27 protein-coding genes are annotated in these 26,625 nt (G+C 42.3%); 19 read left to right on the plus strand and 8 right to left on the minus strand.

Annotated features, from left to right (window positions below; genetic code table 11):
* Nucleotides 1-574: 574 nt before the first annotated feature.
* Together rluC and FN961_RS05855 are read left to right on the plus strand one after the other, a co-directional pair.
* Nucleotides 575-1,534, plus strand: coding sequence for a 23S rRNA pseudouridine(955/2504/2580) synthase RluC (gene rluC / locus FN961_RS05850; RefSeq protein WP_143563623.1), 960 nt, complete (start codon nucleotides 575-577; stop codon nucleotides 1,532-1,534).
* Nucleotides 1,531-2,181: an HAD-IIIA family hydrolase gene (locus FN961_RS05855; RefSeq protein WP_143563624.1), complete on the plus strand. Its 651-nt coding sequence runs from the start codon at nucleotides 1,531-1,533 to the stop codon at nucleotides 2,179-2,181. The genes rluC and FN961_RS05855 overlap by 4 nt, the downstream gene beginning before the upstream one ends.
* A 136-nt stretch (nucleotides 2,182-2,317) precedes the next feature.
* Here FN961_RS05855 and FN961_RS05860 read toward each other — a convergent pair whose 3' ends face one another.
* Nucleotides 2,318-3,727, minus strand: coding sequence for a sensor domain-containing diguanylate cyclase (locus tag FN961_RS05860; protein ID WP_143563625.1), 1,410 nt, complete (start codon nucleotides 3,725-3,727; stop codon nucleotides 2,318-2,320).
* 181 nt (nucleotides 3,728-3,908) lie between these two features.
* Complete coding sequence (locus FN961_RS05865) at nucleotides 3,909-4,508, minus strand: Maf family protein (protein WP_143563626.1); 600 nt, start codon at nucleotides 4,506-4,508, stop codon at nucleotides 3,909-3,911.
* 316 nt (nucleotides 4,509-4,824) lie between these two features.
* On the opposite strand from FN961_RS05865, the gene yceD reads away from it, so the two are divergent.
* From yceD to FN961_RS05920, 11 genes are all read left to right on the plus strand, one after another.
* Nucleotides 4,825-5,349: a 23S rRNA accumulation protein YceD gene (gene yceD, locus FN961_RS05870; RefSeq protein ID WP_143563627.1), complete on the plus strand. Its 525-nt coding sequence runs from the start codon at nucleotides 4,825-4,827 to the stop codon at nucleotides 5,347-5,349.
* 18 nt (nucleotides 5,350-5,367) lie between these two features.
* Nucleotides 5,368-5,538, plus strand: coding sequence for a 50S ribosomal protein L32 (gene rpmF, locus FN961_RS05875; protein ID WP_143563628.1), 171 nt, complete (start codon nucleotides 5,368-5,370; stop codon nucleotides 5,536-5,538).
* A 14-nt stretch (nucleotides 5,539-5,552) separates the two neighbouring features.
* Nucleotides 5,553-6,581 carry a phosphate acyltransferase PlsX gene (gene plsX / locus FN961_RS05880; protein ID WP_143563629.1) on the plus strand — a complete coding sequence of 343 codons (1,029 nt, stop codon included), beginning with the start codon at nucleotides 5,553-5,555 and terminating at the stop codon, nucleotides 6,579-6,581.
* 11 nt (nucleotides 6,582-6,592) lie between these two features.
* A complete protein-coding gene (locus tag FN961_RS05885) occupies nucleotides 6,593-7,552 on the plus strand; it encodes a beta-ketoacyl-ACP synthase III (RefSeq protein ID WP_143563630.1) in 960 nt (319 codons plus the stop codon).
* A gap of 54 nt (nucleotides 7,553-7,606) precedes the next feature.
* The gene (gene fabD, locus FN961_RS05890; RefSeq protein ID WP_143563631.1) at nucleotides 7,607-8,533 is read left to right on the plus strand and encodes an ACP S-malonyltransferase; all 927 of its coding nucleotides are present in this window, start codon (nucleotides 7,607-7,609) and stop codon (nucleotides 8,531-8,533) included.
* Between the two features lie 9 nt (nucleotides 8,534-8,542).
* Nucleotides 8,543-9,289, plus strand: coding sequence for a 3-oxoacyl-ACP reductase FabG (gene fabG, locus FN961_RS05895; RefSeq protein ID WP_143563632.1), 747 nt, complete (start codon nucleotides 8,543-8,545; stop codon nucleotides 9,287-9,289).
* A 164-nt stretch (nucleotides 9,290-9,453) separates the two neighbouring features.
* Nucleotides 9,454-9,687: an acyl carrier protein gene (gene acpP, locus FN961_RS05900; RefSeq protein WP_012324673.1), complete on the plus strand. Its 234-nt coding sequence runs from the start codon at nucleotides 9,454-9,456 to the stop codon at nucleotides 9,685-9,687.
* 189 nt (nucleotides 9,688-9,876) lie between these two features.
* A complete protein-coding gene (gene fabF / locus FN961_RS05905) occupies nucleotides 9,877-11,115 on the plus strand; it encodes a beta-ketoacyl-ACP synthase II (protein WP_143563633.1) in 1,239 nt (412 codons plus the stop codon).
* Nucleotides 11,116-11,309: 194 nt separating this feature from the next.
* Complete coding sequence (locus FN961_RS05910) at nucleotides 11,310-11,678, plus strand: hypothetical protein (protein ID WP_143563634.1); 369 nt, start codon at nucleotides 11,310-11,312, stop codon at nucleotides 11,676-11,678.
* A gap of 271 nt (nucleotides 11,679-11,949) precedes the next feature.
* Nucleotides 11,950-12,426: an acyl-CoA thioesterase gene (locus tag FN961_RS05915; protein ID WP_143563635.1), complete on the plus strand. Its 477-nt coding sequence runs from the start codon at nucleotides 11,950-11,952 to the stop codon at nucleotides 12,424-12,426.
* A gap of 209 nt (nucleotides 12,427-12,635) precedes the next feature.
* The gene (locus FN961_RS05920; RefSeq protein WP_143563636.1) at nucleotides 12,636-13,511 is read left to right on the plus strand and encodes an NAD(P)-dependent oxidoreductase; all 876 of its coding nucleotides are present in this window, start codon (nucleotides 12,636-12,638) and stop codon (nucleotides 13,509-13,511) included.
* Nucleotides 13,512-13,565: 54 nt separating this feature from the next.
* Here FN961_RS05920 and cdd read toward each other — a convergent pair whose 3' ends face one another.
* Both cdd and sbcB read right to left on the minus strand, forming a co-directional pair.
* Nucleotides 13,566-14,456, minus strand: coding sequence for a cytidine deaminase (gene cdd / locus FN961_RS05925; protein ID WP_143563637.1), 891 nt, complete (start codon nucleotides 14,454-14,456; stop codon nucleotides 13,566-13,568).
* Nucleotides 14,457-14,551: 95 nt separating this feature from the next.
* Nucleotides 14,552-15,964, minus strand: coding sequence for an exodeoxyribonuclease I (gene sbcB, locus FN961_RS05930; RefSeq protein ID WP_143563638.1), 1,413 nt, complete (start codon nucleotides 15,962-15,964; stop codon nucleotides 14,552-14,554).
* A gap of 323 nt (nucleotides 15,965-16,287) precedes the next feature.
* Between sbcB and FN961_RS05935 the strand changes: the two genes are divergently transcribed.
* The 3 genes from FN961_RS05935 to FN961_RS05945 all read left to right on the plus strand — a co-directional run bounded on the left by FN961_RS05935 (nucleotide 16,288) and on the right by FN961_RS05945 (nucleotide 18,437).
* Nucleotides 16,288-17,097 (plus strand): hypothetical protein, encoded by an 810-nt coding sequence (locus FN961_RS05935; RefSeq protein WP_143563639.1) that lies wholly within the window; start codon nucleotides 16,288-16,290, stop codon nucleotides 17,095-17,097.
* A gap of 36 nt (nucleotides 17,098-17,133) precedes the next feature.
* Nucleotides 17,134-17,946, plus strand: a complete 813-nt coding sequence (gene rlmA / locus FN961_RS05940) for a 23S rRNA (guanine(745)-N(1))-methyltransferase (RefSeq protein ID WP_143563640.1) — start codon at nucleotides 17,134-17,136, stop codon at nucleotides 17,944-17,946.
* Nucleotides 17,947-18,230: 284 nt separating this feature from the next.
* Nucleotides 18,231-18,437 carry a cold-shock protein gene (locus FN961_RS05945; RefSeq protein WP_012155714.1) on the plus strand — a complete coding sequence of 69 codons (207 nt, stop codon included), beginning with the start codon at nucleotides 18,231-18,233 and terminating at the stop codon, nucleotides 18,435-18,437.
* A gap of 370 nt (nucleotides 18,438-18,807) precedes the next feature.
* Here FN961_RS05945 and FN961_RS05950 read toward each other — a convergent pair whose 3' ends face one another.
* From FN961_RS05950 to FN961_RS05965, 4 genes are all read right to left on the minus strand, one after another.
* A complete protein-coding gene (locus FN961_RS05950; protein ID WP_143563641.1) occupies nucleotides 18,808-19,707 on the minus strand; it encodes an ABC transporter ATP-binding protein in 900 nt (299 codons plus the stop codon).
* On the minus strand, nucleotides 19,704-20,516 hold the full coding sequence (locus FN961_RS05955; protein ID WP_185972738.1) for an ABC transporter permease subunit: 813 nt from the start codon (nucleotides 20,514-20,516) through the stop codon (nucleotides 19,704-19,706). The genes FN961_RS05950 and FN961_RS05955 overlap by 4 nt, the downstream gene beginning before the upstream one ends.
* A 211-nt stretch (nucleotides 20,517-20,727) precedes the next feature.
* Nucleotides 20,728-21,387 (minus strand): YceH family protein, encoded by a 660-nt coding sequence (locus FN961_RS05960; RefSeq protein WP_143563643.1) that lies wholly within the window; start codon nucleotides 21,385-21,387, stop codon nucleotides 20,728-20,730.
* A 139-nt stretch (nucleotides 21,388-21,526) separates the two neighbouring features.
* Nucleotides 21,527-22,360 carry a CvfB family protein gene (locus FN961_RS05965; protein WP_143563644.1) on the minus strand — a complete coding sequence of 278 codons (834 nt, stop codon included), beginning with the start codon at nucleotides 22,358-22,360 and terminating at the stop codon, nucleotides 21,527-21,529.
* Between the two features lie 394 nt (nucleotides 22,361-22,754).
* Here FN961_RS05965 and speA point away from each other — a divergent pair, with 394 nt between their 5' ends.
* The 3 genes from speA (at nucleotide 22,755) to speB (ending at nucleotide 26,619) form a co-directional block, all read left to right on the plus strand.
* Complete coding sequence (speA, locus tag FN961_RS05970) at nucleotides 22,755-24,668, plus strand: biosynthetic arginine decarboxylase (RefSeq protein ID WP_143563645.1); 1,914 nt, start codon at nucleotides 22,755-22,757, stop codon at nucleotides 24,666-24,668.
* A gap of 73 nt (nucleotides 24,669-24,741) precedes the next feature.
* Nucleotides 24,742-25,671, plus strand: a complete 930-nt coding sequence (locus tag FN961_RS05975; protein ID WP_143563646.1) for an adenosylmethionine decarboxylase — start codon at nucleotides 24,742-24,744, stop codon at nucleotides 25,669-25,671.
* An 18-nt stretch (nucleotides 25,672-25,689) separates the two neighbouring features.
* Entirely contained in the window at nucleotides 25,690-26,619 is a 930-nt protein-coding gene (speB, locus tag FN961_RS05980; protein WP_143563647.1) for an agmatinase, read from the plus strand.
* Nucleotides 26,620-26,625: the final 6 nt, after the last annotated feature.

Consider the following 26,625-nt stretch of genomic DNA (forward strand, 5'->3'; position numbering starts at 1 on the left):
AAAATAAGGTCATCAAACGATTTTTTCGTTGCATTACGGGCCTAGCATTCGTAACTCAGCCTCACGGCTAGTGTCTAGGCAAGGTGCGCATTTCTGTAAGACGCATTCGCTGCGTGTCGCATCCATTTATGGCTTATTTTTTAATGTTTACAAAAACAAGGAATTCGTTGTAAAACGTCAACCAACCCCATAAATTATTCAATACTTTCCGGTAATGCCAAAATCGAATCGTGTTCATTTGATGATGAGTTAAAATTAATCTTCGAATTTGGGGCGCGATTCTTGGAGAAACCACTTTGTAATGTGGGCTTATCACTCTGTTTAGTCGTTACAACTCATTATTGGTCATATATATACATAACGACTTGCAAATCAATTATTTGCTACAAAGAAAAAAGCATTTTAGTCTCCGCTTCTTGCGCTAGTGTAGCGGGTTTTGTGAACACTTTAGTCACTGCTTATCCCCAACCACGGATGGAATATAGCAATAATCAATAAATTCAGCAAATGGAAAGGCACAAAATTCTTATAACTTGTTGTACAATACGCTCATTGATGTACATATAGGCGCACCATGAATACCGAACCTCCAAAAGTGAAAGTCCAGCTTGTTACAATTGATGAAGATCATGTTGGTCAACGTATAGACAATTATTTACTGGCTAAACTGAAAGGTGTGCCGAAAAGCATGATTTATCGGATCGTGCGTAAAGGTGAAGTCAGGGTTAATAAGAAGCGAATTAAACCTGAATACAAGTTGCAAGATGGCGATATTGTCAGGGTGCCACCTGTGCGAGTGTCGGAGAATGCTGAGCGTCCTGGACCGTCTGCAAACTTAAGCAAAGTGTCGCAATTAGAAGAGCGTATTCTGTTTGAAGATAAGCATCTTATTGTGTTGAATAAACCTGCTGGTTTAGCGGTTCACGGCGGTAGTGGCATCGATTTTGGTATCATCGAAGCGATGCGTTCATTACGTCCGACTCAGAAGTTCTTAGAGTTGGCACACCGTCTGGATAAAGACACGTCTGGTGTTTTGTTAATAGCTAAAAAACGTAGCGCACTGCGACATCTTCATGATCAACTTAGATTTAAGAAGATGCAGAAAGATTACCAAGCGCTAGTCAAAGGCACTTGGCAAGCCAAAGACAAAGCGATTAAAGCACCGTTGTTGAAGCTCACTTTAAAATCTGGTGAACGTATTGTGCGTGTAAATCAAGAAGGCAAAGAGTGCGAAACTCGCTTTAAAATTTTACAGCGTTACCAGGGGAGCACACTTGTGCAAGCCAGCCCGGTAACCGGTCGAACTCATCAGATCCGCGTACATTGCCAATATACTGGTCATCCCATTGCCTGTGATGAAAAGTACAGTGAGCAAAAATATGATGACAGTCTAAGAGCGGTAGGGCTAAATCGACTGTTCCTACATGCTGCGCAATTAAGGTTTATTCACCCAGGTACTGAAGAGGTGATGATAGTGAAAGCGCCGCTAGATCCGATTTTGATTCAAACTTTAGATAGATTGGTAAAAGTATGAAGCAATACGAGCTGGTAATATTTGATTGGGATGGAACCCTGATGGACTCAGTGGGTAAAATTGTCGCCTGTTTGCAGGAATCGGCAAGAATACTTGAGCTGCCGGTCCCATCGGAAACGGCGGTACGTGATATTATTGGTCTTTCAATGGGTGAAGCCTTAAGCACGTTACTCCCTGCTGGTGATGATAATGTTTATAACCAGATGAAGGATATGTATCGTCAACAATATCTCGAGCTCAATGATACGCCTAGTCCTTTGTTTGAAGGAGTTGAAACACTTGTTCAACAACTCAATGACTCTGGTTATCAGTTAGCGGTTGCGACGGGTAAAGCAAGAGCAGGCTTAAACCGTGTATTGAGCGAAACTGGACTTGGTGTGCATTTTGTTGCGAGTCGTTGCGCGGATGAAGCGATGAGTAAGCCCAACCCTGAGATGATCCTTCAGTTATTAGCTGAGTTGAATATTGCACCCGATAAAGCGGTGATGATTGGTGATTCTATTCATGATCTTAACATGGCTAATAATGCCGGCATTGATGCGATTGGTGTCAGTTATGGCGCTCACGGTGAAGAAAAGCTACGTGGTGCGAATCCAAAAGCTGTGATTCATTCACCATTAGACTTGTTGAGTTATTTACCTTGTTAAAGGGTGAAACGACATTGTCGCTTTGTTTCTGTAACGCCGTAGCTTGAGTGATTAATGGAAACAATAAAAGGCTAGCGCATGCTAGCCTTTTACTTTTCTTATGCCCCAATGTTCGCAAATTATTTTATTGCAAGTTTCATTGTGAAGGGGGTTGATGAATAAAGTCTGTTGATATGGAGAGCAGCCCCAGTTTTTCATTTCGTTTGTTTCTATACATGTCTTTGTCCGCTTTCGAAATAATTGAGGATAACTCCATGCTGGCATCATTGACTAAATAATGACCGATGCTGGCAGATAACGGTAAACTCTGTTCTTCGATATCAACATGAATAAAGAGTTGGCTGCAGAGCCGTTCACATAGATTTTCGAGTTGAAGTTCATAGCTCTCCAGTGACTCGCCATGAGGGAAGCTGGCTAGCAAAATAAACTCATCACCACCAATGCGTGCAACGACCTCATTATCACTGGTCGTATCTCTGATGATAGAAGCCACGTATCTAAGCACTTTATCTCCTTGTTGGTGGCCGTGGCGATCGTTGATCTGTTTAAATCCATCTAAGTCAATGTAGAGCACTGCAAGTTGTAGCTTGTGTTGCTCTTGGGCACGAAGCTTACTTTCCATATCCTCAAACAGAGCACGGCGATTTAACACTTCAGTGAGGGGATCATAGTTTGCTAAACGTTGGATTTTTTCTTTAGCTGCATGTATGTCAGTAATATCGTGGGCTGAGACGATCACACCGACTATGTGTCCTTTCTCATTATAGTAAGGGTTGTGAAGTGTATTCATGTATCGTGGACTGGTATTGTCGGGAGGTTGGATCCAGACTTGTGTCTGTACTGTTTCGCCTTTTAATGTTCGATCAATTAACGGTTTAAGGTGCTGCTCAAATACTTGTTCACCATGTATCTGTTCGATGGTTTTACCGACAATTTCAGCAGCAGGTTTATTGAATAAGCTTTCGTAACCTTTAGAGACAACTTGGTAAGTATAAGTATCATCAACGAACGACATCAAATGTTCCGTCACGGCAACCATTTGTTTATGGAGTGCGAGTTCACGAGAGATAAGCAGACGCTTATATTCGACTCCAATTCGTTGAGCAAGTAATCTGAAAAACTCTTTCGATTTCATGCTTTCTGTTTGTGGCAAGATGTCCATGACTAAAATATGGCCAATTGGCATCCCATCATCATCTAAAATCAACTCTGCTTGGTAGCTGTTCGCGCCCAAGTCTTTGATGAGTTGAAAATTGGGAAAACGAGTTTGTAGATCTTTAGCATAGAGCAGGTGAGTATCCGGATACCTTTGTTGATAGATGGCTTCGCAGGGGGAGCCTTTCAGGTCGAACTCAAATCCAGGTACACTGTGCTTTAGATCGCAAAAAGCCACGACTTCGGCTTTGCCTAAAGTCTCAGACGGCCTAGCAAAGGCAGCCCAGCGACATTGTGTTACTAGTGCAAGGGCTTTTAACGCGCGTTGGAAAAAACGTTCGTCAGTACAGGGGGCAGCAAGTAGTGCCAGAGCTTCTTCAATATCAGTCATCGACCATTCCCAAAATAGTAATGTTCAGACTTCCGTGTCCAAAGAGGTTAGAATTTTTTGATAGGAAATGGGGCGTTATAATGCCAAGCTTTTCGCCCCTTGTAATATATTGTAGTTGTGATTCTGGAAACTGCAGTTTTTTAGGCTGAATTCAGTGTTTTTATTTGCGAATAGTTGCTTTTTAGACTAGCGGGCGTGAAGACAGCACTTCATAGCCTTGCAGTGCAAGCATATCGATGAGTGTAATAAGAGGGAGACCGACCAAGGTGTTTGGATCTTTACCTTCTAATTGCGTAAAAAGAGCAATGCCTAAACCCTCGCATTTGAAGCTGCCTGCACAGAAGTATGGTTGTTCTGTTTGTAGATAATATTCAATCTGCGCCGGTGTTAATTCCCTAAAATGCACCTTAAAAGTCTCAACGCGAGTTTCACTCTTATTGGTATTGATATTGTGTACTGCCAGTCCAGTATAAAAAGTGATGACCTGAGTTGATGCTAGTGTTAATTGCTCTACAGCTTTTTCATGTGTGAGAGGCTTACCGACAATCGCTCCATTGATCACTGCGACTTGATCTGACCCTATCACCAGCCCTTGAGGATATTGTGAGGCACCAACAACGGCTTTTTCGAGTGCTAGACGCATTACCAAGGTTTCAGGTGATTCTCCTATCTGTGCAGATTCATCAATATTAGGCGAGCAAGTATCAAAAGGAATATTCAGTTTTGCGAGTAACTGCTTTCTAAAGGGGGAAGTTGAAGCAAGAATTAGGGGAAGCGACATATGAGATTCCAAGTAATTATCAATAAAAAAAGAGACCCAGAAAAAACAAAAATAACATTTAAGTCAGATCTAGCGCCGAAGTTTAGCCCTGTTTGATGTCAAAAACCTCGCGCTTTTAGTTTATCTCGTAAAAAAAGGTGCGTTAGCTTCTATTTTAAGCGTGAGTGGCTTGAGTAAATCCTCGAGCTTAGGTAAAATTTCTAATCCATTAATTTATGTTTTTAGAGTACAAAAATACGGTAAATCAGCGTTCTTATTACAAGAGAGCTAATTTTCCTTTGACTCTAAGGATTTCAAACTATAATATGCGCGCCTTATGCAAACAGTAAAGATACCGGTTTCAATTGATCCAATACGTGCTGCTGCGAGTCTTCTTTCTTATGAAGGTATGATTCCTGGTAAGCAGTTAAAGCGATTAAATGAATTAAGTGCCGGCGACTGTTCCGATGTGGCAGTGTCGTTTGAATGTGGCGAAGATATACAGGGGATAGTCTACCTTAAAGGGAAGGCTGTGACGGAGCTCACTCTGAATTGTCAACGTTGCATGACACTATATACTACAAAGGTTACGGTCGACTTCAACTTCTCTCCCTGTGGGAATGAAGATGAAATCGATGAGCTCCCGGATGTGTATGACCCTATTGAGTGTGATGAAATAGGCGAGGTTCGTCTGCATCAATTGATTGAAGATGAATTGATAATTGCTATGCCCCTGATACCAATGCATGCTAACGAAAGTTGTGGCAAAGGTGATCAAGACATAGTTGTAGGCGTAATTGAACCTTCTCAAGAGGAGCGTCCAAATCCGTTTGCAGTGTTAGAAAAACTGAAGAGCAAGTAACCTAGGAGACAGGTCAAAATGGCTGTACAAAAGAATAAAAAATCTCGTTCAAAGCGCGGAATGCGCCGTTCACATGATTCATTGAGCACGCCTCAATTGTCAGTGGATTCAACGAGTGGTGAACTACACCGTCGTCACAACGTGACTGCGGATGGTTTTTACCGCGGTGTAAAGGTTATTAACAAGTAATTGTTGATACCTTTATGACAAATCTGACGCTTGCGTTAGATGTGATGGGGGGCGACTTTGGCCCCCGCGTCACAGTGCCTGCAACTTTGCAGGCACTTCATTTATATCCTTCTCTACATGTTGTCCTTGTTGGCAACCAGCCTGAAATAGACTTATTTCTCACCAAGGCTGAACCCAGTATTCGTCAAAGAATTGAGATCATTCATACGACTGAAGTTGTCAGTATGTCGGATCGCCCTGTTCACGCACTCAGAAATCGAAAACAAAGCTCCATGCGCTTAGCTATTGAGCAAGTTCGCGATGGAAAAGCACAGGCTTGCCTAAGTGCTGGTAATACTGGCGCATTGATGGCAATTTCTAAGGTGTTGCTTAAAACATTACCCGGCATAGATAGGCCCGCACTGGTTAGCTGTTTACCCTCAGTAAATAAAGCGCCTGTATACTTACTTGATCTCGGTGCTAATGTGTCTTGTTGTTCTGAAACTCTTTTCCAATTTGCAATCATGGGCTCAGTGTTATGTGAAGCCGTGGATAAGAAACATTCTCCTAAAGTTGCGCTGTTAAATGTCGGTATCGAAGAGATAAAGGGTAACGACCAAGTACAACAAGCAGGACAACTCTTACAACAAAGTCCGCAGATAAACTATGTTGGCTTTATTGAAGGCAATGACATTTATTCAGGAAACGTTGATGTCATTGTGTGTGATGGTTTTGTGGGTAATATTACCTTGAAAACCTCTGAAGGAATCGCAAAATTATTGGTTAATCAGTTGGAACAGGGGCTGACCCAAGGTTGGTTTGTACGATTAATGGCCAAACTCATCGCCCCTCGTATAAATTCTGTCCTTAAACAGATGAACCCCGACCACTACAATGGCGCAAGTTTGATAGGATTACGCGGAATTGTAGTAAAAAGCCATGGCAGCGCCGATCAATCAGCTTACTTGCAAGCGATAATACTCGCAATGACTGAGGCGCAACGTAGACTCCCAAAGATGATTGAAGAACGTCTTGAGTCGATTCTTTTAGATATTAATAACTGATACCTCCTTATATGCATACTAAAATTCTTGGAACTGGTAGCTATTTACCAGCACAAGTGCGTAGCAATCTCGATCTGGAAAAGATGGTAGAAACCAATGACCAGTGGATTGTTGAACGCACAGGGATCTCTGAGCGACGGATTGCCGCCTCCGATGAGTCGGTGTCGACCATGGGATTTGAAGCTGCTAAAAAAGCACTTGAAATGGCTGGGATCGAAGCGAGTGAGCTAGACATGATTGTTTGTGGCACAACGAGTGCAAACAATGCATTTCCTGCTGCAGCGTGTGAAATTCAAGCGATGTTAGGTGTTCATACCATCCCCGCGTTTGATATTGCCGCTGCATGTTCAGGTTTTGTCTATGCGTTATCAATTGCCGATCAGTATGTTAAATCGGGAATGGCCAAAAAAGTACTCGTCATAGGTGCTGATGTATTGTCACGCCTTTGTGAACCTAAAGATCGCAGCACGATCATTCTATTTGGTGATGGTGCAGGTGCCGCAGTTATTGGCGCATCAAGCGAGCCAGGTATTTTGTCGACGCATATTTATGCTGATGGCAGACAGGGCGATCTGCTTAAATGTTCTTTTCCTCCACGAGCTGGAGAATCATCTGCAGCCCTTGGATATATGACAATGAAGGGGAATGACGTCTTTAAAGTGGCCGTTACTCAGCTTTCTCATGTTGTGACTGAAACGTTAAGAATCAATCAAATTGATAAGTCAGAAATTGACTGGTTAGTCCCACATCAAGCCAATTTTCGCATCATCAAAGCGACTGCTAAAAAGCTAAACATGAGTTTAGATAAAGTGGTACTAACACTTGCGAAACACGGTAATACATCAGCAGGCTCTGTTCCTATAGCGCTTGATGAAGCTGTCCGTGATGGCCGTATTCAGCGTGGTCATTTAGTGATGTTAGAGGCATTTGGCGCAGGCTTTGCTTGGGGCAGTGCATTAGTTCGTTTTTAATTACTGTTAATAAACGGTAATTAATTTTTATCTTGAATGTGATAGGTAGAATTCATGGAAAATTCAGCTTTTATCTTCCCTGGTCAAGGCTCTCAAGCTCTTGGGATGTTGGCAGAACTTGCGACTGAGCACGACATCGTTGCTCACACTTTTTCTGAAGCAAGTGAAGTATTAGGTTATGACCTTTGGGAACTTGTGCAACAAGGCCCGGTCGAAACACTCAATGAAACCGATAAAACACAACCTGCATTATTGACTGCCAGTGTGGCAATATGGCGTGTGTTTGAAGCCAGTGGTAAGCCATTACCGAGTGTATTAGCAGGGCACAGTTTAGGTGAATACTCAGCGTTAGTGTGTGCGGGTGTGATCGATTTTTCTGAGGCCGTTAAGTTAGTGCAGCTTCGTGGGCAGTTGATGCAGCAAGCGGTTCCTGCTGGAAGCGGTGCAATGTTTGCGATCATAGGTTTGGACAACGATGCGATTGCCAAGGCATGCGAAGCAGCATCGCAAGGCGATGTCGTCAGTCCTGTTAACTATAACAGTCCAGGACAAGTGGTTATTGCAGGTACTAAAGCTGCTGTTGAACGTGCCGCGGTTTTGTGTAAAGAAGCGGGCGCTAAAATGGCAGTGGCATTACCTGTCAGTGTCCCGTCTCATTGTGAACTGATGCGGCCCGCAGCTGAAAAACTCGCGATAGCATTAGCAGCGATTGAGTTTAAAACGCCTAACATCAGTGTAATTAATAACGTTGATGTTGCGTCGCCAACCGCAAGTGAAGAGATTAAAAGTGCGCTTGTGAGACAGCTTTACTGTCCTGTTCTTTGGTCTGACACGGTTACTGCAATGGCAAAAATGGGTGTGACTAACTTGTTTGAAATAGGACCTGGAAAAGTACTCACAGGACTTGCAAAACGCATTGATCGCTCACTTACTGCAAAAGCAGTTAATGATGTGGCATCACTTGCAACATTGACTGAATAGGATATTTAAATGAGCGTAAGTATAGATTTAGCTGGAAAAGTAGCTTTAGTCACAGGTGCAAGTCGTGGTATTGGTCGTGCAGTTGCTGAAACACTTGTTGCCGCTGGTGCAAGAGTGATTGGAACAGCAACAAGTGAGCGCGGCGCAGCAGCGATTCAAGAGTATTTAGGCGATAACGGCTTAGGTTTGGTTTTGAATGTAACTGATAGCCAGTCTGTTACCGATTTGTTCGCTGCAATAAAAGAGAAAGAGGGCGATGTTAGTATTCTTGTTAACAATGCGGGTATTACTCGAGATAATTTGTTGATGAGAATGAAAGAAGATGAATGGGGTGATATCATAGATACGAACCTTACATCAATATTTCGTACCTCAAAAGCAGTGATGCGTCCTATGATGAAAAAACGTCATGGTCGTATTATCAATATCGGTTCTGTTGTAGGCTCAATGGGTAATCCAGGCCAAACAAACTATTGTGCGGCTAAAGCTGGATTGATAGGATTTACAAAATCTCTTGCAAGAGAGGTTGCATCTCGTCAAATAACAGTGAATGCTATTGCTCCTGGATTTATCCAGACAGACATGACCGATGAGCTGACTAAAGAGCAGCAACAAGGTATCATGTCGCAGGTGCCGATGGAGAGACTTGGGCAAGCACAAGAGATAGCAAATGCTGTGCTCTTTTTAGCTTCAGACTCTGCTGCGTACATCACTGGAGAGACTCTCCATGTGAATGGTGGCATGTATATGGTTTAATGGGTGATATAAAACTGGCAGCACTTTATTTTATTGATGTTCAACATCAATATAGAGCCACTTTCGTGGTTAGACCACGAAAGTTAAGCTTGCATTGTGTGTCAAATTGAATAAACTACTCTCAATCTTACGCAAGTGCGTAATTTGAATAGGAAAGAAAACTAATGAGCAACATCGAAGAACGTGTAAAGAAAATCATTATTGAGCAACTAGGTGTTAAAGAGGAAGACGTTAAGTCTGCTGCATCTTTCGTTGACGACTTGGGTGCAGATTCTCTGGACACGGTTGAGTTGGTTATGGCTCTAGAAGAAGAGTTTGATACCGAGATCCCTGATGAAGAAGCTGAAAAGATCACTACTGTTCAAGCAGCAGTTGATTACGTTTCAAAGAATCAGTAATCCTGAATTCTAGAAAACAGGCAGCATTTATGCTGCCTGTTTTTGTTTCTGGCAATCGGAAATTGCGTGTTCCCTTCACTAGTATTTTAATTTCTAACCGCTCAGAAATGCTATTTATACCGTTTGGTATTATTCAGAAGCATAGTTGATACATTCAACAATAGTTAACTCAGTTCAAAAGGTGAAAACATGTCTAAACGTCGTGTCGTCGTAACTGGCCTTGGCCTGATCACACCTGTCGGAAATACTGTCGATTCAAGCTGGGAAGCGTTACTTGCTGGCAAGAGTGGTATTGCACCGATAACCAAATTTGATGCTAGCGAGTTTGCAACTCGCTTTAGTGGCTCAGTCAAAGATTTTGATGTTGAGCAATACATGTCTCGTAAAGATGCCAGAAAAATGGATCTCTTCATTCAATATGGCATGGCTGCTGGCATACAAGCGATGACTGATTCGGGTCTGGATATGGATTGTATCGATCCATCTAGAGTGGGTGTAGCTGTGGGTGCTGGTATGGGCGGTATGCCATTGATAGAGCATGGTCATAATGCACTCATCAAAGGTGGACCGAGAAAGATATCTCCATTCTTTGTTCCAAGCACGATTATTAATATGATCTCGGGTCATCTCTCCATTAAATATGGTATGACAGGGCCTAACTTTGCAGTAACGACAGCCTGTACTACTGGCGTGCATAATATCGGCTTAGCGGCCCGTACAATCGCTTATGGTGATGCGGACGTGATGGTGGCAGGCGGCGCTGAAGATGTGACTTGTCCACTTGCCGTTGGCGGATTTAGTTCGGCTAAAGCCTTATCGACACGAAATGACGATCCACAAGCGGCGTCTCGCCCTTGGGATAAAGATCGTGATGGTTTTGTTATTGGTGACGGTGCTGGTGTATTGGTACTTGAGGAGTATGAGCACGCTATAGCACGTGGTGCGACCATTTATGGCGAGCTTGTTGGTTTTGGCATGAGTGGAGATGCATTTCACATGACGTCACCACCAGCGGATGGCGCAGGTGCTGCAGCGGCGATGGTTAATGCCATCAACGATGCAAAACTTGCTCGAGAGCAAATTGGTTATATCAATGCACATGGAACGTCCACACCAGCGGGTGATAAAGCTGAAGTGGCGGCAGTTAAATCTGTGTTCGGTGATCATGCCTATGAGCTGCTAGTGAGTTCGACTAAATCGATGACGGGTCACTTATTGGGGGCCGCGGGTTCAGTAGAAGCCATTATTACTTTATTGGCTTTAAGGGATCAGATCATCCCTCCAACGTTGAACTTAGACAATCCAGATGAAGGCTGTGATTTAGATTTTGTCCCTCACACAGCTCGTGAGCATAAATTTGAGTATGCTTTATGTAACTCATTTGGCTTTGGTGGCACTAACGGCTCTCTTTTATTTAAGAAAGTTTGAAGTTAAAACGTGATTAAAAATTAAAGCGCCTATATGGCGCTTTTTTTATGGCTTTGAAAGCTTTATTTTCCGTTTGGATTAACACTATATGTTGATTTGATTAACCTTAGTTCATGTTAGGTTTAATCTCTTGGAAGCCGTATTAGATAAGCAGATACTGTCGATCTTAAATATAGCCTTAGGACAGAGCTAGCATGTTAAATTTCATCGTTGTTCCATTAATGCCATTAGTTGGCGCTTTGACTGCAAACCTTAATGAGTTGATCCGCGGTGAGTCAGCACAACTTCACCCTAAAATGTCGATTGGTATAAAAACCTTTAGCGTAGCTGCAGCAGGATTTGCTGTGGTGTGGTTTGCGCTGTTAATTACGGCTATATATACAAGTGGCAATATTAGCACCCGTGCAGGCGTGGAAGTGTTGATGCTGTTTCTGGCTGGCTTTGGTGTCACAGCGGCGTTAAAAGGTTCTCGTTTTATTAGTGACAGGGCGCAATTATGGATCTACCGTCTAGCACTGCCTTTTATTCTATTATCATCTGCCTTAGTAATTAAATTTGGTTGATACGGGATTGATTACTATTCATATTAATCAGTATAAAGGTGTGATCCGTATTTAGGATTCTCATTTCGCATGAACAGAGACAAGGTCATTAATCGATCTCAACCTTGTTTCTGGCAATACTCTATTCCCAAGTTCTAAACAACTCACTATAAATTTGTTTGCCTAAATTCCCTTGAGAACATCACTTTCTTATACTTATTGGTAGAACTTGTACTGTCTATTCGATTTATGTCGTACAATTAATATTATTCTAAATGAATTTGAGATAGTTATGGCCGGACTAGAGCGCCAAGTTACCCTAAGATTTCTTGCAGAGCCCGCTGATGTCAATTTTGGTGGCAAAGTTCACGGCGGCGCTGTGATGAAATGGATCGATCTTGCGGCTTATGCTTGTGCTGCTGCTTGGAGTGGTAAGTATTGCATCACAGCATATGCAGGCGGAATACGTTTTGTTAAACCTATTCACGTGGGGAATATTGTAGAGACAAGTGCCAAAGTTATTTACACTGGTCGTTCTTCAATGCACCTAGCGATAGACGTGAAAGCGGGCGATCCCAAAAATCCAGAACGTTATTTAACTACTCATTGTATTGTTATCATGGTTGCTGTTGATGATGCAGGTAAACCTACCGATGTTCCTGAGTGGAAACCGCTGTTTGATGAAGATATTGCACTTAGAGATTCGGCAATACGCTTGATGGATATGCGCAAAAAAATCGGCGCCGAGATGGAAGCTCACGTTAAATAGCTATTTTGTTAATCAGTAAATATAGAAAGGCGCGTTTACGCGTCTTTTTTGTGCCCTGAATCCAGACCTGAACCCTATCGACTATTTAAAATTCGACTCAGTAAACACCATATTATTGTCTAGCCTATTTAGGTATGATTAATGGACATAAATGATTTAATCAAAAGTTAAGTCGTTAGAAAATAGTACCCAATTCAATAGGAACAAAAATGGCAAAAGTAGCATTTATTGGCTTAGGCGTGATGGGTTATCCAATGGCTGGGCATTTAGTTAAACATGGCCATGAAGTCACAGTCTATAACCGCACACAAACACGAGCTGATGCTTGGGTGTCAGAGTTCGGCGGCACATCTGAATTGACGCCTTTGGCTGCGGCTAAAGGCAAAGAGTTAGTTTTTGTTTGTGTCGGTAATGATGACGATCTTCGTCAAGTCACCTTAGGCGAGACTGGGGTGTTAAACGGAATGAGTGCAGGTGCTATTTTGGTTGATCACACCACAGCTTCAGCAGATGTGGCAAGAGAGATTGGAGCATTGGCGACAACAAAGGAAATAGGTTTCCTTGATGCGCCAGTGTCTGGTGGCCAAGCTGGTGCTGAAAATGGCGTATTGACAGTGATGACTGGTGGTGATGAAACCGTATTCGCACAAGCTAAACCAGTTATTGAGGCCTTTTCTCGCTGTGTAGAGCTACTGGGTGAGATTGGAGCGGGGCAGTTAACTAAGATGGTCAATCAAATCTGCATTGCAGGTGTGGTTCAGGGCTTAGCTGAGGGACTCCATTTTGCTCGAAGTGCGGGTCTTGACGGTGAAAAAGTGATTGAGGTGATAAGTAAAGGTGCTGCGCAATCTTGGCAGATGGAAAATCGTTATCAAACGATGTGGCAGGGCGAGTATAACTTAGGTTTTGCAGTCGACTGGATGCGCAAAGATCTCAATATTGCATTAAATGAAGCGCGCAAAAATGGTTCTCAGTTACCGCTTACGGCGCTCGTTGATCAGTTTTACTCTGAAGTTCAGGCTATCGGAGGAAACCGCTGGGATACCTCAAGTCTATTAGCCAAACTTGAACAGAATAGAAAGTAACGATGATAAAAAGGACTGCAAATGCAGTCCTTTTTATTTAGGGTTAAATTTGAACTAGGCTGGTTCTAAAACAATATGTTCCAACTCAACCGCAGCGATAGCATGCAACGCATCCATTGTCGCCCCTACCAAAGAGATCTTGCCATTGGCTGATTCAATGAGTACGGCACGGTTCACTTCACTAAACTCTCGATTGTGCCTTGCCATCGTTGAAAGAGCCATCTGCATAGGCAACATCGACGGATTAAAAGCCGCATTTTCAGCATAGCGACCGCAATAAGTGGCGCCATCTTTTGTTTCCAGTACCACGGCAGCATAGTTGCCGGTGTAAGGTGCATAACTTAAGCTTGCGTGATCTAACGCTTCGATAATCATTGGATCAGAACTGTCTAAGCTGAGTTCATGGTGTTGTTTAGATAACAGCGGCTCAGTGACATTAAGATCACTTGGACCAAAGGCATAGGGTAGGTAGTGCGCTAAGGTGTGAGCCTTTTGATCAGGAAGGTGGATAACGACCTGTTGACCCTCAACCAACTCATTCATAAATTGGCGGCAGTGACCACATGGAGAGAAGTTAACAACAACATCTAAGATTTGACGCTCACCGCTGAGCCAAGCATGGCTGATGGCACTTTGTTCTGCATGGACAGAATGGAATAGAGCTTCACCTGAAAGCTCTAGGTTTGCTCCCATGTAGATATCACCACTCTGACCTTTGGCAATCGCGCCAACATGAAACTCACTGATGGGCGGTCTGGCAAGTGCTGCCGCAATAGGTAAAAGCGCCAAAAGAAGTTCACTTTCCTCTAATTGACTTTTACTTGCTAGCATCGTGAGCTGCTGAGCATCAATATGTCCGGCAAAGTCAGCATTAAGTAAAGGAATTAATGCATCTGATAACGATTTTGGTAACTGAGCTATGCACTTTATAAATCTATCTTGCATATTCTAGATCCTATAATTGTTAAGCTAATGAACAACAGTTTAGTAATGGGCTTCTAATCTTAATGAGACCGCTATCTCATTTAGCAAGTAATGTCTTATAAGTTACTAAGATAATGGCATAAAGCTGTCAATAGCTTCTGCTTGTCTTCACTTTGTGATGTTTCATTAACCAGATTTTCTAACTTGAACATATAGTCAGGATCATTAAGCCTGCTTTGACAGAACTCTCGCCATTTCATTGACTCTGATTCATCAAAGAATTCTGGGTAATTACGTCCACGATACCTAAAGAGCATCTCTGCTAGTCGACTATCATCAAACTGTAATTCAAGTGCGGGCAAATTTTGCGGTAGCGTATGACGGATGATCTCCATTTTAGCTTTGTCGGCTGAACTAAAAAATCCACCGCTATAAAGCTGTAGATCAGGATCCGTCGAACTTGACTCGTATTCAACATCGAACACCGACACAAGTTTTTCTCTTAACTCCGGATGCTGCTTAAGCAATTTATATTGCTCTCTGGCAAAGGCTTTGTCGATATCGAGTCGCTGTGCATTCTCATCGGTTAATATTTTAGTTGATGCGATAAAAGGACATTTATTGATGTGTACTTGCTTAACACTGATAGGAAGTTCATCGGGTGCAAGATCGGCACGTCGAGTAAACATACGCTCTCTTATCTGTTCAACATCAAGCTCAATCAAAGGCGAGATATCCATCGCCAAGTTCACGCAAATGATGGCATTTTTATTGGTTGAATGATGCGCGACTGGCGCAATGATGCTGGTGCAGCCATTAAGTGAACTGATTTTTGAACTCACATGAACGAGGGGTTGCATGTTGAGCACGTCAATTAACTTAGAGACCTCTTGTTTTTTTCTGAGTCCAAAGAAGTAATCAAACAACTTAGGTTGCTTTTCTTTGATGAGTTTGGCCATGTCGATAGTGGCGTAAACATCGGACATAGCATCATGAGCTTTCTCGTGACTTAACTCATTGGCCTGCGTTAGGTGCTCGAGTTTAAAGCTCGGTGAGCCATCCTCTTTTTGTGGCCATACAATGCCTTCTGGTCTGAAAGCATAACAGGCTCTGACGAGATCGATGATATCCCAGCGCGAGTTACCTTGTTGCCATTCGCGAGCGTAGGGATCATAAAAATTTCGGTAAAAACTATAACGAGACACTTCATCGTCAAATCGGATTGAGTTATAACCCGCAACACAGGTATTAGCCTGAGAAAACAGGGTATGAATTTTGCTGATAAACTCAGCTTCAGGGATCCCTTTTAAATTAGCTAATTGAGGGGTGATCCCTGTAATTAAAATTGCTTCTGGTGATGGCAGATAATCATTGGCTAATTTGCAGTAAAATGTTTCAGGCTCACCAATAATATTGAGATCATGATCGGTTCTGATCCCCGCAAACTGTGAAGGCCTGTCTTTAGCCGGATTGGCACCGAATGTTTCATAATCGTGCCAGAAGATAGTGGGCGTTGCGCTTGAAGACATAAATGAAAGCTTTTGGAGGTTATTTGAAGGCAATCATAGCATTGTATTTAGTGTTTTGTCCCTAGCGATCAACAGGCAAACAAGGTGAGCTAAAGATGCATCAAGTTACCTTATATTAGCTGGTGCTACGAGTGATATCGATTGGGTATCTATAAAGGACGGCAAACTCCATTGTTGTGATTAGGTGTAGCTACTAACCACTTGAGAATATGAAGAGAAAGCGGTGTGGTGATAAAATAACTAAGTCTTAAGTTTGAATTAGTTAGAAGACTGGAACAGGTATTAGAAGCAAGGTACAATCTCGTCTCAATTAGAGGTGTGCAATGTTTGAACCCTTATTAACCCAACCTGAAATTATCACCATCGATAAAGGATGCAGGCTGAAAGTTAGCTTGCATGAAAGTACCGCGGATTTTTGTCTACTCCAAGTAATGAGTGGTCATGTCGGTGAGTTCATAATTGTGTCTATCACACCGAATGCTTTGTCTATTATGGTGCGGCTACATCCCTTTTTGTCAGTGAGTGTCGAATCCTACTCATCAGATGTTTCTAAAGCACAGCCTGTACTATCCCGTGGGGTAGGGCAAGGATGGCGTCTGTTCTCTGGTCTAGGTGTATCCCCGATCATGTGTGCTCAAGATCTAAAGTCCGGCGTAGATATTATGGTGTCTTTTACTGTGGAGGCGGGTTTTGCGTTTGAAGACACATCTCAATGGCAGATAGTACCGCTAGAGAAAGACAACCGCTTCTTTCATGGACCGAAAGAGTTATTAGTCGCAAGGGCTTTGGTGGCAAAAGAGGTCAACTATGAGCTTACAAGTCAGCATTTGCTGCTCGAAATTTGTGAAGTAGAAAGTGTCAGGAATAAGCTTATTCGGTTTAGTGAAAGTTCACCTGTTTGTCGGCAACCAGAGTTGAGTGATGAGGTGACGAACCTTGAGGCTCAACTTGTTAGAAAAAAACAGTGGTTGTCTAGCCGTTATCATCAGTCTGTTGAACGTTTGAATTGGCAAACATCTGCCAATTACGAACAAAAACATGATCTGCAATCCAGACAGTTAGAGTATTATAGGCTGCTATCAACGACGGCAATTAATGAGATGGTTCAACAGCTCGTTAAAGATGAAGAGTGAACAGCCTAGTTTATCTACAATTCGATGGAAGAGATAATGAAATACCTATGCCCAATATGTAAACAAACCTTATTACTACAAGAGAATACTTGGAGCTGTCCAAGTAACCATAGGTTTGATTGCGCTAAAGAGGGTTATGTAAATTTGTTGCCAGTGCAGAACAAAGGGTCTAAAGATCCTGGTGACAATAAAGAGATGATGTTTGCCCGAAGAGAGTTCCTGAATAAAGGCTATTATCAAGGCTTAAGCGATAGGGTTAACGAACTGGCTTGTTTGCACGGTAAAGAAGTAACCAGAGGGTTAGACATTGGCTGTGGGGAAGGTTATTACACCCACCGCTTATATCAAAGCCTTTCAGAGCAAGTTAAGTGGGATTTACAAGGGCTTGATATCTCAAAGTCAGCGTTAAAGTATGCATCTAAGCGCTATAAAGATATTGATTTCTGTGTCGCCAGTGCCTTTGAGATGCCATTTGCCGATGATAGTTTTGATCTGATGTTACGTATCTACGCACCGTCACTGGATGATGAGCTAAGACGTGTGATTAAGGATGATGGCATTTTGATCACGGTATCGGCTGGGGAGCATCACCATTTCGCTCTAAAACAGCTGATTTACACTGATCCTAAGCTGCATATAAGTGAGAGTAGTCATATTGAAGGTTTTGAGCTTTTACACCGTGAAAACCTAGCATCAACGATGAAATTAGAAGATTCGGTTGATATCACCCATTTCTTAAATATGACCCCATACAGCTGGAAACTGACCGATGAGCAGAAATCGGCACTGGTGACGAATGGCTTAAGTTGTGAATTAGACTTTAAGATTGAAGTCTTTAAGGCAGTTTAGATTGTTATCACAGTTTGTTAACACTTAGGTGTCGAGCTTTTGCTCCATTTGTTCAGTATAAAACGAAGTCATATCAAGCGTCGGATAACTCAGTAAAAAGATGATTCCCCTTGATTTGATTGTTGACATACACCCAGAATGATTTATAGTAAGTGCAGCTCGAAGGTTGCATTTTTTTTATGTTCCAATACGATTAGTTCGTCCTGTTAACATAACTAATATCGGCATTTTCAAGCTCTACTGCCGTTTAGGCTATATTTTATTTAAGTTACAGGATTTATATCATGTCTCAAGTTACTGGCGTTGTTAAGTGGTTCAACTCTGACAAAGGTTTTGGATTTATCGAGCAAGAGTCTGGTCCAGATGTTTTTGTTCACTTCCGTGCAATCAACTCTGACGGTTTCAAAACTCTTGACGAAGGTCAGAAAGTGCAATTCACTGTGACTCAAGGTCAGAAAGGTCCACAAGCTGAGAACGTTACTGTCGTTTAAGCTTATGCCTTTGATTAGCTTCTAGCTAATCCAAAAGAATTCCTAAGAGCTGCGATTTATCGCAGCTCTTTTTTGTCTGAGAAAAATATATAAATCCTCCTAGCGTAAATTTCTCTTACTCATACTATTCATCAGACTCAATTAATACCAGTAAGTATAAAGTGGCGACGGCTCAGTGAGACTCTAGCTTGCTACAAAGCTAATACGGTACATAGAGTGTTTTGAAGGAATTATACCACCTTTAACAACCACAAGATTTAACGGGCTAACTCATTAAACAGCCATTTAGGATTGTTGATGTTTGAGCAGGAGAAATAAAAAGGCACCACATAATGTGATGCCTTTGAAAGCCTCTTAATAACTTACAGGGTTAAGAAAAAAGCTTATCTTCCAAGCTTCTGCCTTTAAGTATTGCTCTATATCGCCAGCTATTTCGTGAAAACAATTGAAATAGTTGTATCTCAAGATCGTTTACATCATCGGCGTTATAGTGAATTAAAAATTCGTCATCCTGTCTTTGAGTGACAGAGTTAACGCCATTCAAAGCTTCAATATCATTGATAAACTGGGCTTTATCACAAGTTTGCATCGACACGGTAATATACTCGTCGGTCAAATTATCCTGTATTGACACCTCGCGACCGAGTTTACCTTTATCTAGATAGATAACTTGGTCACAAAGTTTCTCTAATTCGTCTAGATTATGCGAGCTGATCACAAAAGTGATATTGGCTGAAAGCGACTTAACAAGATCTCGAACCACTTTAGCATTGGCCGGATCTAGTCCTGCTGTGGGTTCATCAAGCAATACCAGTTGAGGTGAACCGATCAATGCCTGGGCGATAGATGCTCGCTTACTCATGCCATGGCTTAATGATTGTGGCTTTTGTTCAATGACATCAGCAAGCCCGACTAAGGTGAGTACTCTCTGTCCTTCGTCTCTAGCGGCTTTTGCTGACAAACCTTGTAAGGTGCCAAACAAGATAAATTGACTGATTAAGTTGAGGTTGGGATCCAAAGTGGCATCCTGTGGAAGGGAAGAAACCTTACCAAGTAACCCTTGACTACCAGGCTTTTCACCCATGATAGTGACAGAGCCTGAACTGGGTAAAAGATAGCCACACAATAAACTAAATAAGGTTGTTTTGCCTGCACCGTTAGGGCCTACTAGCGCAATAGGGGAGCCTGATTTTAGTTCAATCGATACATTATCAAGGGCTTGCTTACTGCCATAGGATTTACTTAATTGTTCACATTTAATCAGGCTCATAGTGAACTCCTCTTCATATAGTTACGACCCAAAAATAGTAGTACAGCGGCTTGAATTAACGGAATGGGTGCGTAGGCCAAACTTCCTAACCCTTGGGTGTTGATCATCATACTCAGCTGAGCTCCGGGAAGAACCCATTGTAAAAGCTCTGCAAGAGAGGGGAGTTGACTATTAATAATGGCAATAATGATTGCACTTATTGCCCAAAATAGAATGGCGTAAATAGTGGCTTGTCTCGCTGTGTTTGCATATAAAGAGAGAATGGCCATCATCGCGGTATAGGGGAGTAAAATGATAAACACGTTAATGAAAACCAAGGCTCCCGAAGTGAGTGCAGGTAGCAGAAGGGACATATCTCTAGATATTGCCAGTATGACGGTGGCAAGTATTGTCAATATAAGCAATAAAGACTGAATCAACATGTGACCGGTGAATCGCCCGAAAAAGATACTGTCTCGGCCCGTTCGTAACGTCAGGAAGCGGAAAGTGCCCCTGTGTTTATCTGAGGAAAACTGATCTGCTGACACGAAAATGCTAAATAGCGGAAACAAGTAGAGTGCCGCTATCCAGAATATGGCCATTTCGGCGACTTCCCATTTAAAGAGCTCGTTAATTGAACTCTCTCCAAAAGCGGCGCTAATGAGTAGTTTGAACTCTTCTGTTAACAGAAAACTGGAGGCACTGCGAACAGGGTAAAGAAGGATCAATAACCATACTAGTGCAAAAGCGAAGAGTGAGATTAAGCCCCTTGGGTTGAAGAGGAGTTTTTTGAGTTCAAATTTTGCCAGTATGAGAGTGTTTTTCACCATACTGGGTGTTGTGTGAGGTTCCAAAGTATTCCCTTATTGTTTTTACGCTGATGTAGACATTATACGAGCGAGTGTTAGCAGTCTAAAATCAGTGGTGTTGTTCATTTATGGACAAGCAGTGGGTAAAACAGTTCCATATCGTAACGTAATATGACGATAGGGTACTACTCCACTTATTTACTTAGTCGGTTGTTATGAGCTTAAACGCTGATTACTCAAGCAGATCTTGCAGTGCGTCGGTTAAGCGTTTCACTTCTTGCTCCAGTACGCTGACTCTTGCTGATAACGCTTCTATCTCGGTGTTATCTTGAGTTGCTACGGTTTTCTCTGCTCTATTTTGAGTGGATAAAGAGACTGACTCTCCTTTGACCTGATCAGATATTAACTCTTCAAAACAGGAGTCACGTCTTCCGGCTTCTTTGGGTAGTTGATGTATCAAAGCTGGGTCTTTTTGCGCAAGAGAGGTTAGTGCATTGTCCACTTCTCCTAGATCACTAAATAGGTGCAGACGGCCACTGCGGCTTTTTAGTTCTCCTGGAGTTTGAGGTCCCCTGAGTAATAACAAGCAGATAATAGCGAACTGTGCAGGATTGAATTGAAGATCGCTAAATTCAGTATTACAAAACCTGTGCTTATATTTAGTCACGCGAGAACCAAAACCTGTTTGATCTGTGACGAGTCGCTTCTTCATCAATGATTCGATAGCGGTTTGAGTGTCTGTCTCTGTCATTGACATCACTGGGTCTCGGCTTGATTTTTGGTTACAAGCTAATGTGAGCGAATTGAGTGACAATGGATATTGATCTGGTGTGGTGATCTCTTTTTCAAGAAGACAACCAATGACTCTAGCTTCATTAAGCGATAAATTCATTTCTTGGAACCCATAAAAAAAGCATGACTTTGTTATAACAGAGTCATGCTTTTAATCAAAGGGGCTAATTGTTAGATATCATTTTACTGCTTGATAACTAGACTAATGCTCCTCTAAAACTTAAATCTAGAGCCAGAACTTAATCGACTAATCTAATTCCATCAACAGATATGGTGATCTGCTTTGTCTTATATAAGCCGCCAATGCTCTTCTTAAAGGCTTTTTTACTCATCGACAGTTTGGCATAAATGGCATCGGCATCGGTTTTATCATTCAACGGCAGGAAACCGCCAGCTTGTTTAAGCTTGAACATGATAGTCGTTGAATGTTTGTCTAACTCTTCTTTGACGCCTTTTTGTAAAATAAGGTCAATTTTGTCATCACTGCGAACTTGTTTAATGAACCCTTTCATTCGCTGACCAAAGCTTAAAGTACGGAACACTTCATTCTTAAAAATCACACCCCAATGGCTATGATTAATGATGGCTTTGTAACCAAGATCCGTCGTGCCACCAATAATGAGGTTCACCTCTTCACCTGCATCATATGGAGGTGGAGTTTTGTCGAGGAATCTGTCGATTTTCGAAGATGCGACAATGCGGTCATCAACATGACTTTGATAGATGTAAACAAGGTAAGAACGACCTTCCTCTATTTCACGGTGCTGTTCACCGAAAGGTAGCAACAAGTCCTTGTCCAAGCCCCAATTTAGAAAAGCACCGAATTGTCCGGTAGAGACGGCTTCTAAATAAGCAAACTGGCCAACTTCAGCTAAAGGTTTACGCGTAGTTGCAATGAGCTTATCTTCTGAATCTAGGTAGACAAACACCTCAATCATGTCGCCTAAATTACACTCTTTTGGCATGACCTTGGTCGGTAGCAGTATTTGACCGAGTTCCTGTCCATCTAAATAAACGCCAAATTCAACGATTTTAACGACTTCAAGTGTGCTGGTTTTGCCTATCTGTATCATGTGATTCTCAATTGCTGACGGTATATCTTCGATTGCGGATTATAGTGGAAATAAAACGAATAATCTTGCGATGATTTAGTGCAATTGTGAGTTTTTGCTTAAAAATGGGCCATTAGCAGCCACTTTTAAAAAATTCCATGTTAATGTTGGCGCTATTATTGGTAAATTTACCCTTGGTTGTGGGGTAAATTAGTCTTGCATAATCATCGTTTGAGGTGTTTAATTGCGCCCCATTTTTATTGGTTTAATGACTGTTGCCTCAATCTGTTACTCAAGTTGTAATTGAGATTGAGAGAGCTAAGAAAGGCTTATTGGCACTGGTCCTTGGTCTACATCGTATGTAAGCTAATCATTAATTAGGTTACATCCTATGGCTATTTATAGGTTTAATGATATGAGTAATTGGTCTATTAATGATGCCCGCACTGGGTACAACGTTAATTATTGGAGTCAAGGACTCTACGGCATCAGTGACGAAGGTGAAGCAACCGTTTCGCCAGATCCAACTCGACCTGAGTGCAGTATTGGACTCAATGAACTGGCAAAGGATATGGTTAATTCAGGCGTTGCATTGCCTGTATTAGTTCGATTCCCGCAAATTTTACATCATAGAGTAAATAGCCTTTGTCAGGCATTCAATCAAGCGATACAAAAGTATCAATATCAAGCCGACTATTTGCTAGTTTATCCGATTAAAGTTAACCAACAGCAAACGGTTGTCGAGGAAATTTTAGCAAGTCAGGTTGAGAAAGAAGTACCTCAACTGGGTTTAGAAGCCGGGAGTAAACCTGAGCTAATGGCCGTATTGGCGATGGCACAGAAAGCAAGCTCTGTGATCATCTGTAATGGCTACAAGGATGTTGAATATATCCGTCTAGCCCTTATTGGTGAAAAGCTCGGGCATAAAGTTTATATCGTGCTCGAAAAGCTGTCTGAGTTGAAGACGATTTTAGAAGAATCGAAAAAGCTAGGTGTTACGCCACGTCTAGGATTACGCGTACGCCTTGCATTTCAAGGTAAAGGAAAATGGCAAGCCAGTGGTGGTGAAAAGTCTAAGTTCGGACTTTCAGCTTCGCAAGTACTGACGGTTATTGAGTCATTAAAGCATGAAGATATGCTGGACTCTCTGCAATTGTTGCATTTCCATTTAGGCTCTCAAATCGCCAATATTCGTGATATTCGCCAAGGCGTGAGTGAAGCTGGCCGCTTCTATTGTGAGCTACAAAAGCTTGGCACGAACGTTAAATGTTTCGATGTCGGCGGTGGACTGGCTGTTGACTACGATGGTACACGTAGCCAAAGCTCTAGCTCGATGAACTATGGCTTAACAGAATACGCCAATAATATCGTCAGCGTGTTGACCGATCTCTGTAATGAATATGAACAACCGATGCCGAGAATTATCTCAGAATCGGGTCGTTATTTGACGGCGCATCATGCGGTATTGATCACCGATGTGATTGGTATTGAAGCTTACAAGCCTGAAGATATTCAACCTCCAGCTGAAGATGCTCCGCAGCTGTTACAGAACATGTGGCATTCGTGGAATGAGATCAGCGGCAGGGCGGATCAACGTGCTTTGATTGAAATTTACCATGATTGTCAGAGCGATTTGACCGAAGTGCACTCATTGTTTGCTTTAGGCCAATTGAGTTTATCCGAACGAGCTTGGGCTGAGCAGGTTAACTTGAGACTGTGTCACGAACTTCAAGGCGTGATGAGCAGTAAATACCGCTTCCATCGTCCTATTATTGATGAATTGACAGAGAAATTAGCCGATAAGTTCTTCGTAAATTTCTCGTTATTCCAATCTCTACCTGATGCTTGGGGTATCGATCAAGTGTTCCCTATCATGCCGCTTTCTGGTCTAGATAAAGCGCCAGAGCGTCGTGCTGTAATATTGGACATTACCTGTGATTCTGATGGCACTATCGATCAATATGTTGATGGTCAAGGTATTGAAACAACGCTGCCAGTACCAGCATGGAGTGCTGAAAGCCCTTATCTAATCGGCTTTTTCCTCGTTGGTGCATACCAAGAAATTCTAGGTGACATGCATAACCTATTTGGTGATACAAACTCTGCAGTTATTCGTTTAGATGATGATGGCCGCACTAATATTGAGTCGGTTTTGGCCGGTGATACTGTCGCTGATGTATTGCGATATGTGAATTTAGATGCCGTGTCATTTATGCGCACTTATGAAGAGTTAGTGAACAAGCATATTCAGGAAGATGAAAGAGCAAATATACTCGAGGAGCTGCAATTGGGCTTGAAAGGGTATACCTATCTTGAAGATTTCTCTTAATCATTAATTACATACTCTATCGTATCTAGATAAATCAGGCCCGTAGATGGCCTGATATAGGGTAAGCCTACGGATGTTTTTTGAAGGGTCAGAAAAAAGAGTAGAAGTACGAGTATCGGCTTCGACAGGCTCATTACGCCTTCTCGATGATAGGTTTTGGGCTGATGTTGTCGTCAGTGCCAAAGCAGAAATACTCTCGAAAATGAGTAATGAGTTCTGTGATGCCTATCTGCTCAGCGAATCTTGTTTATTTGTCTGGGACGATAAGTTATTAATGTTGACCTGCGGTAATACCACATTAGTTGATGCAGTGATCTTATGCGTCGATAAACTGGGGCAGTCGGCCATAGCCTCTGTTAGTTATCAACGTAAAAGTGAATACCTTTCCCATTTGCAAACTAGCAGTTTTAGTGACGACTTGTTACCACTTAGAACTAAGCTGTCAGGCGTTGCATATCGGGTGGGTCATTTAGATACTCACCACCACTATCTCTTTGCCTCAGACACGACTTGTCCTGTACTTGAGCCAAAGACCAATAGTGAGCTGCTCATGTACCATATAAAAGGCGCGGTGGCTGATTATCTAAGGAGTGACAAACAGAGCTGTGAAGGGATCCGTCATATGTTAGGACTGGAGGTATTATTTCCGAATTTCACCTTTGATGATCACCTATTCGCTCCCTTTGGTTACTCGATAAATGGCTTATGGGAGGATAAGTATATGACGATTCATATTACCCCTCAGGAACAGAGTTCTTATGTAAGTATTGAAACTAACTTGCACTCTGAATTAATAGTGTTCAATATATTCTCCATATTGTTGAATAAATTAAACCCTCAAAGCTGGGATGTAATTAGTTTTAATCGCGAGGTAGTGACAGATGGTTTCCCACCTCACTTTTCGGTGGCCAGTTGTATTCTGCCAATTAACGACAATGATACGATCCAGTTCAATCAATATCAGCAGCTAAAAAATGAAGTGTTGCTGCCTGAACTGTTATAACAATATTACGGAGGTTTTATGACCACAATTGCTGACAAGCCCGATTACTCTCTTTATTCCAATGCATTTGGTTATTTAAGACAGCCATTAGATTTCAATCCGATAAAGAGTGATGCTGATGTTGTTGTCTTAGGTTTGCCATTCGATATGGCAACCACTGGACGCTCTGGTGGCCGCATGGGACCTGGCGCAATACGCCAAGCATCGGTTAACCTTGCGTGGGAAGAGACACGTTGGCCATGGAATTTTAAACTAAGTGATCACCTCAAGATCGTCGATGCGGGTGATTTGGTTTATGACTGTGGTGACTCTGCTGATTTTACCCAAAGAGTTGAAGATTTTGCGACAGCGATTTTAGCATCTGGCAAAGCCATGCTCAGTTTTGGTGGTGATCATTATGTGACTCTGCCGTTACTTCGTGCACATTATAAGACACACGGTAAGATGGCTTTATTGCACTTTGATGCGCACACTGATACATACAGTCAAGGCAGTAAGTACGATCACGGCACCATGTTTTTCCACGCGCCTAAAGAAGGCATCATCGATGCTGAACATTCTATTCAGATTGGTATTCGTACTGAATATAATCGCGATACTCATGCCTTTAAGGTGATTGATGCTGCAACAGCCAATGATCTGAGTGCTGATGAGATTGTTGCTCAAATTATTGAGCGCATTGGCGACTTACCGCTATACATTACTTTCGATATCGATTGTCTAGACCCTGCTTTTGCACCAGGTACCGGTACGCCAGTTTGTGGCGGATTAACCAGTGATAAAGCGATGAAGATCATTCGTGGTCTTGCTGGCGTCAATGTCGTTGGGATGGATGTTGTTGAAGTGGCACCTGCTTATGATAGTGCTGAAATAACGGCGTTAGCTGGAGCGACGTTAGGACTTGAAATGTTGCACATTTGGGCTGAAGCAAATAAACGTAACAAATAAACTACC

Origin of the sequence: Shewanella hanedai (assembly GCF_007197645.1) — a bacterium.
GTDB lineage: Bacteria > Pseudomonadota > Gammaproteobacteria > Enterobacterales > Shewanellaceae > Shewanella > Shewanella hanedai.

Excerpts from the sequence above, each read along its gene's own strand:
- FN961_RS05965 (WP_143563644.1), bottom strand. The coding sequence starts at position 22,360 with ATGATACAGATAGGCAAAACCAGCACACTTGAAGTCGTTAAAATCGTT.
- FN961_RS05915 (WP_143563635.1), top strand. The coding sequence starts at position 11,950 with ATGGCCGGACTAGAGCGCCAAGTTACCCTAAGATTTCTTGCAGAGCCC.
- FN961_RS05975 (WP_143563646.1), top strand. The coding sequence starts at position 24,742 with ATGTTTTTTGAAGGGTCAGAAAAAAGAGTAGAAGTACGAGTATCGGCT.
- FN961_RS05955 (WP_185972738.1), bottom strand. The coding sequence starts at position 20,516 with ATGGTGAAAAACACTCTCATACTGGCAAAATTTGAACTCAAAAAACTC.
- FN961_RS05920 (WP_143563636.1), top strand. The coding sequence starts at position 12,636 with ATGGCAAAAGTAGCATTTATTGGCTTAGGCGTGATGGGTTATCCAATG.
- FN961_RS05960 (WP_143563643.1), bottom strand. The coding sequence starts at position 21,387 with ATGAATTTATCGCTTAATGAAGCTAGAGTCATTGGTTGTCTTCTTGAA.
- FN961_RS05855 (WP_143563624.1), top strand. The coding sequence starts at position 1,531 with ATGAAGCAATACGAGCTGGTAATATTTGATTGGGATGGAACCCTGATG.
- FN961_RS05910 (WP_143563634.1), top strand. The coding sequence starts at position 11,310 with ATGTTAAATTTCATCGTTGTTCCATTAATGCCATTAGTTGGCGCTTTG.
- FN961_RS05950 (WP_143563641.1), bottom strand. The coding sequence starts at position 19,707 with ATGAGCCTGATTAAATGTGAACAATTAAGTAAATCCTATGGCAGTAAG.
- speA (WP_143563645.1), top strand. The coding sequence starts at position 22,755 with ATGAGTAATTGGTCTATTAATGATGCCCGCACTGGGTACAACGTTAAT.
- plsX (WP_143563629.1), top strand. The coding sequence starts at position 5,553 with ATGACAAATCTGACGCTTGCGTTAGATGTGATGGGGGGCGACTTTGGC.
- acpP (WP_012324673.1), top strand. The coding sequence starts at position 9,454 with ATGAGCAACATCGAAGAACGTGTAAAGAAAATCATTATTGAGCAACTA.
- fabG (WP_143563632.1), top strand. The coding sequence starts at position 8,543 with ATGAGCGTAAGTATAGATTTAGCTGGAAAAGTAGCTTTAGTCACAGGT.
- rlmA (WP_143563640.1), top strand. The coding sequence starts at position 17,134 with ATGAAATACCTATGCCCAATATGTAAACAAACCTTATTACTACAAGAG.
- FN961_RS05945 (WP_012155714.1), top strand. The coding sequence starts at position 18,231 with ATGTCTCAAGTTACTGGCGTTGTTAAGTGGTTCAACTCTGACAAAGGT.
- FN961_RS05935 (WP_143563639.1), top strand. The coding sequence starts at position 16,288 with ATGTTTGAACCCTTATTAACCCAACCTGAAATTATCACCATCGATAAA.
- FN961_RS05860 (WP_143563625.1), bottom strand. The coding sequence starts at position 3,727 with ATGACTGATATTGAAGAAGCTCTGGCACTACTTGCTGCCCCCTGTACT.
- sbcB (WP_143563638.1), bottom strand. The coding sequence starts at position 15,964 with ATGTCTTCAAGCGCAACGCCCACTATCTTCTGGCACGATTATGAAACA.
- yceD (WP_143563627.1), top strand. The coding sequence starts at position 4,825 with ATGCAAACAGTAAAGATACCGGTTTCAATTGATCCAATACGTGCTGCT.
- FN961_RS05865 (WP_143563626.1), bottom strand. The coding sequence starts at position 4,508 with ATGTCGCTTCCCCTAATTCTTGCTTCAACTTCCCCCTTTAGAAAGCAG.
- FN961_RS05885 (WP_143563630.1), top strand. The coding sequence starts at position 6,593 with ATGCATACTAAAATTCTTGGAACTGGTAGCTATTTACCAGCACAAGTG.
- rpmF (WP_143563628.1), top strand. The coding sequence starts at position 5,368 with ATGGCTGTACAAAAGAATAAAAAATCTCGTTCAAAGCGCGGAATGCGC.
- fabF (WP_143563633.1), top strand. The coding sequence starts at position 9,877 with ATGTCTAAACGTCGTGTCGTCGTAACTGGCCTTGGCCTGATCACACCT.
- fabD (WP_143563631.1), top strand. The coding sequence starts at position 7,607 with ATGGAAAATTCAGCTTTTATCTTCCCTGGTCAAGGCTCTCAAGCTCTT.
- speB (WP_143563647.1), top strand. The coding sequence starts at position 25,690 with ATGACCACAATTGCTGACAAGCCCGATTACTCTCTTTATTCCAATGCA.
- rluC (WP_143563623.1), top strand. The coding sequence starts at position 575 with ATGAATACCGAACCTCCAAAAGTGAAAGTCCAGCTTGTTACAATTGAT.
- cdd (WP_143563637.1), bottom strand. The coding sequence starts at position 14,456 with ATGCAAGATAGATTTATAAAGTGCATAGCTCAGTTACCAAAATCGTTA.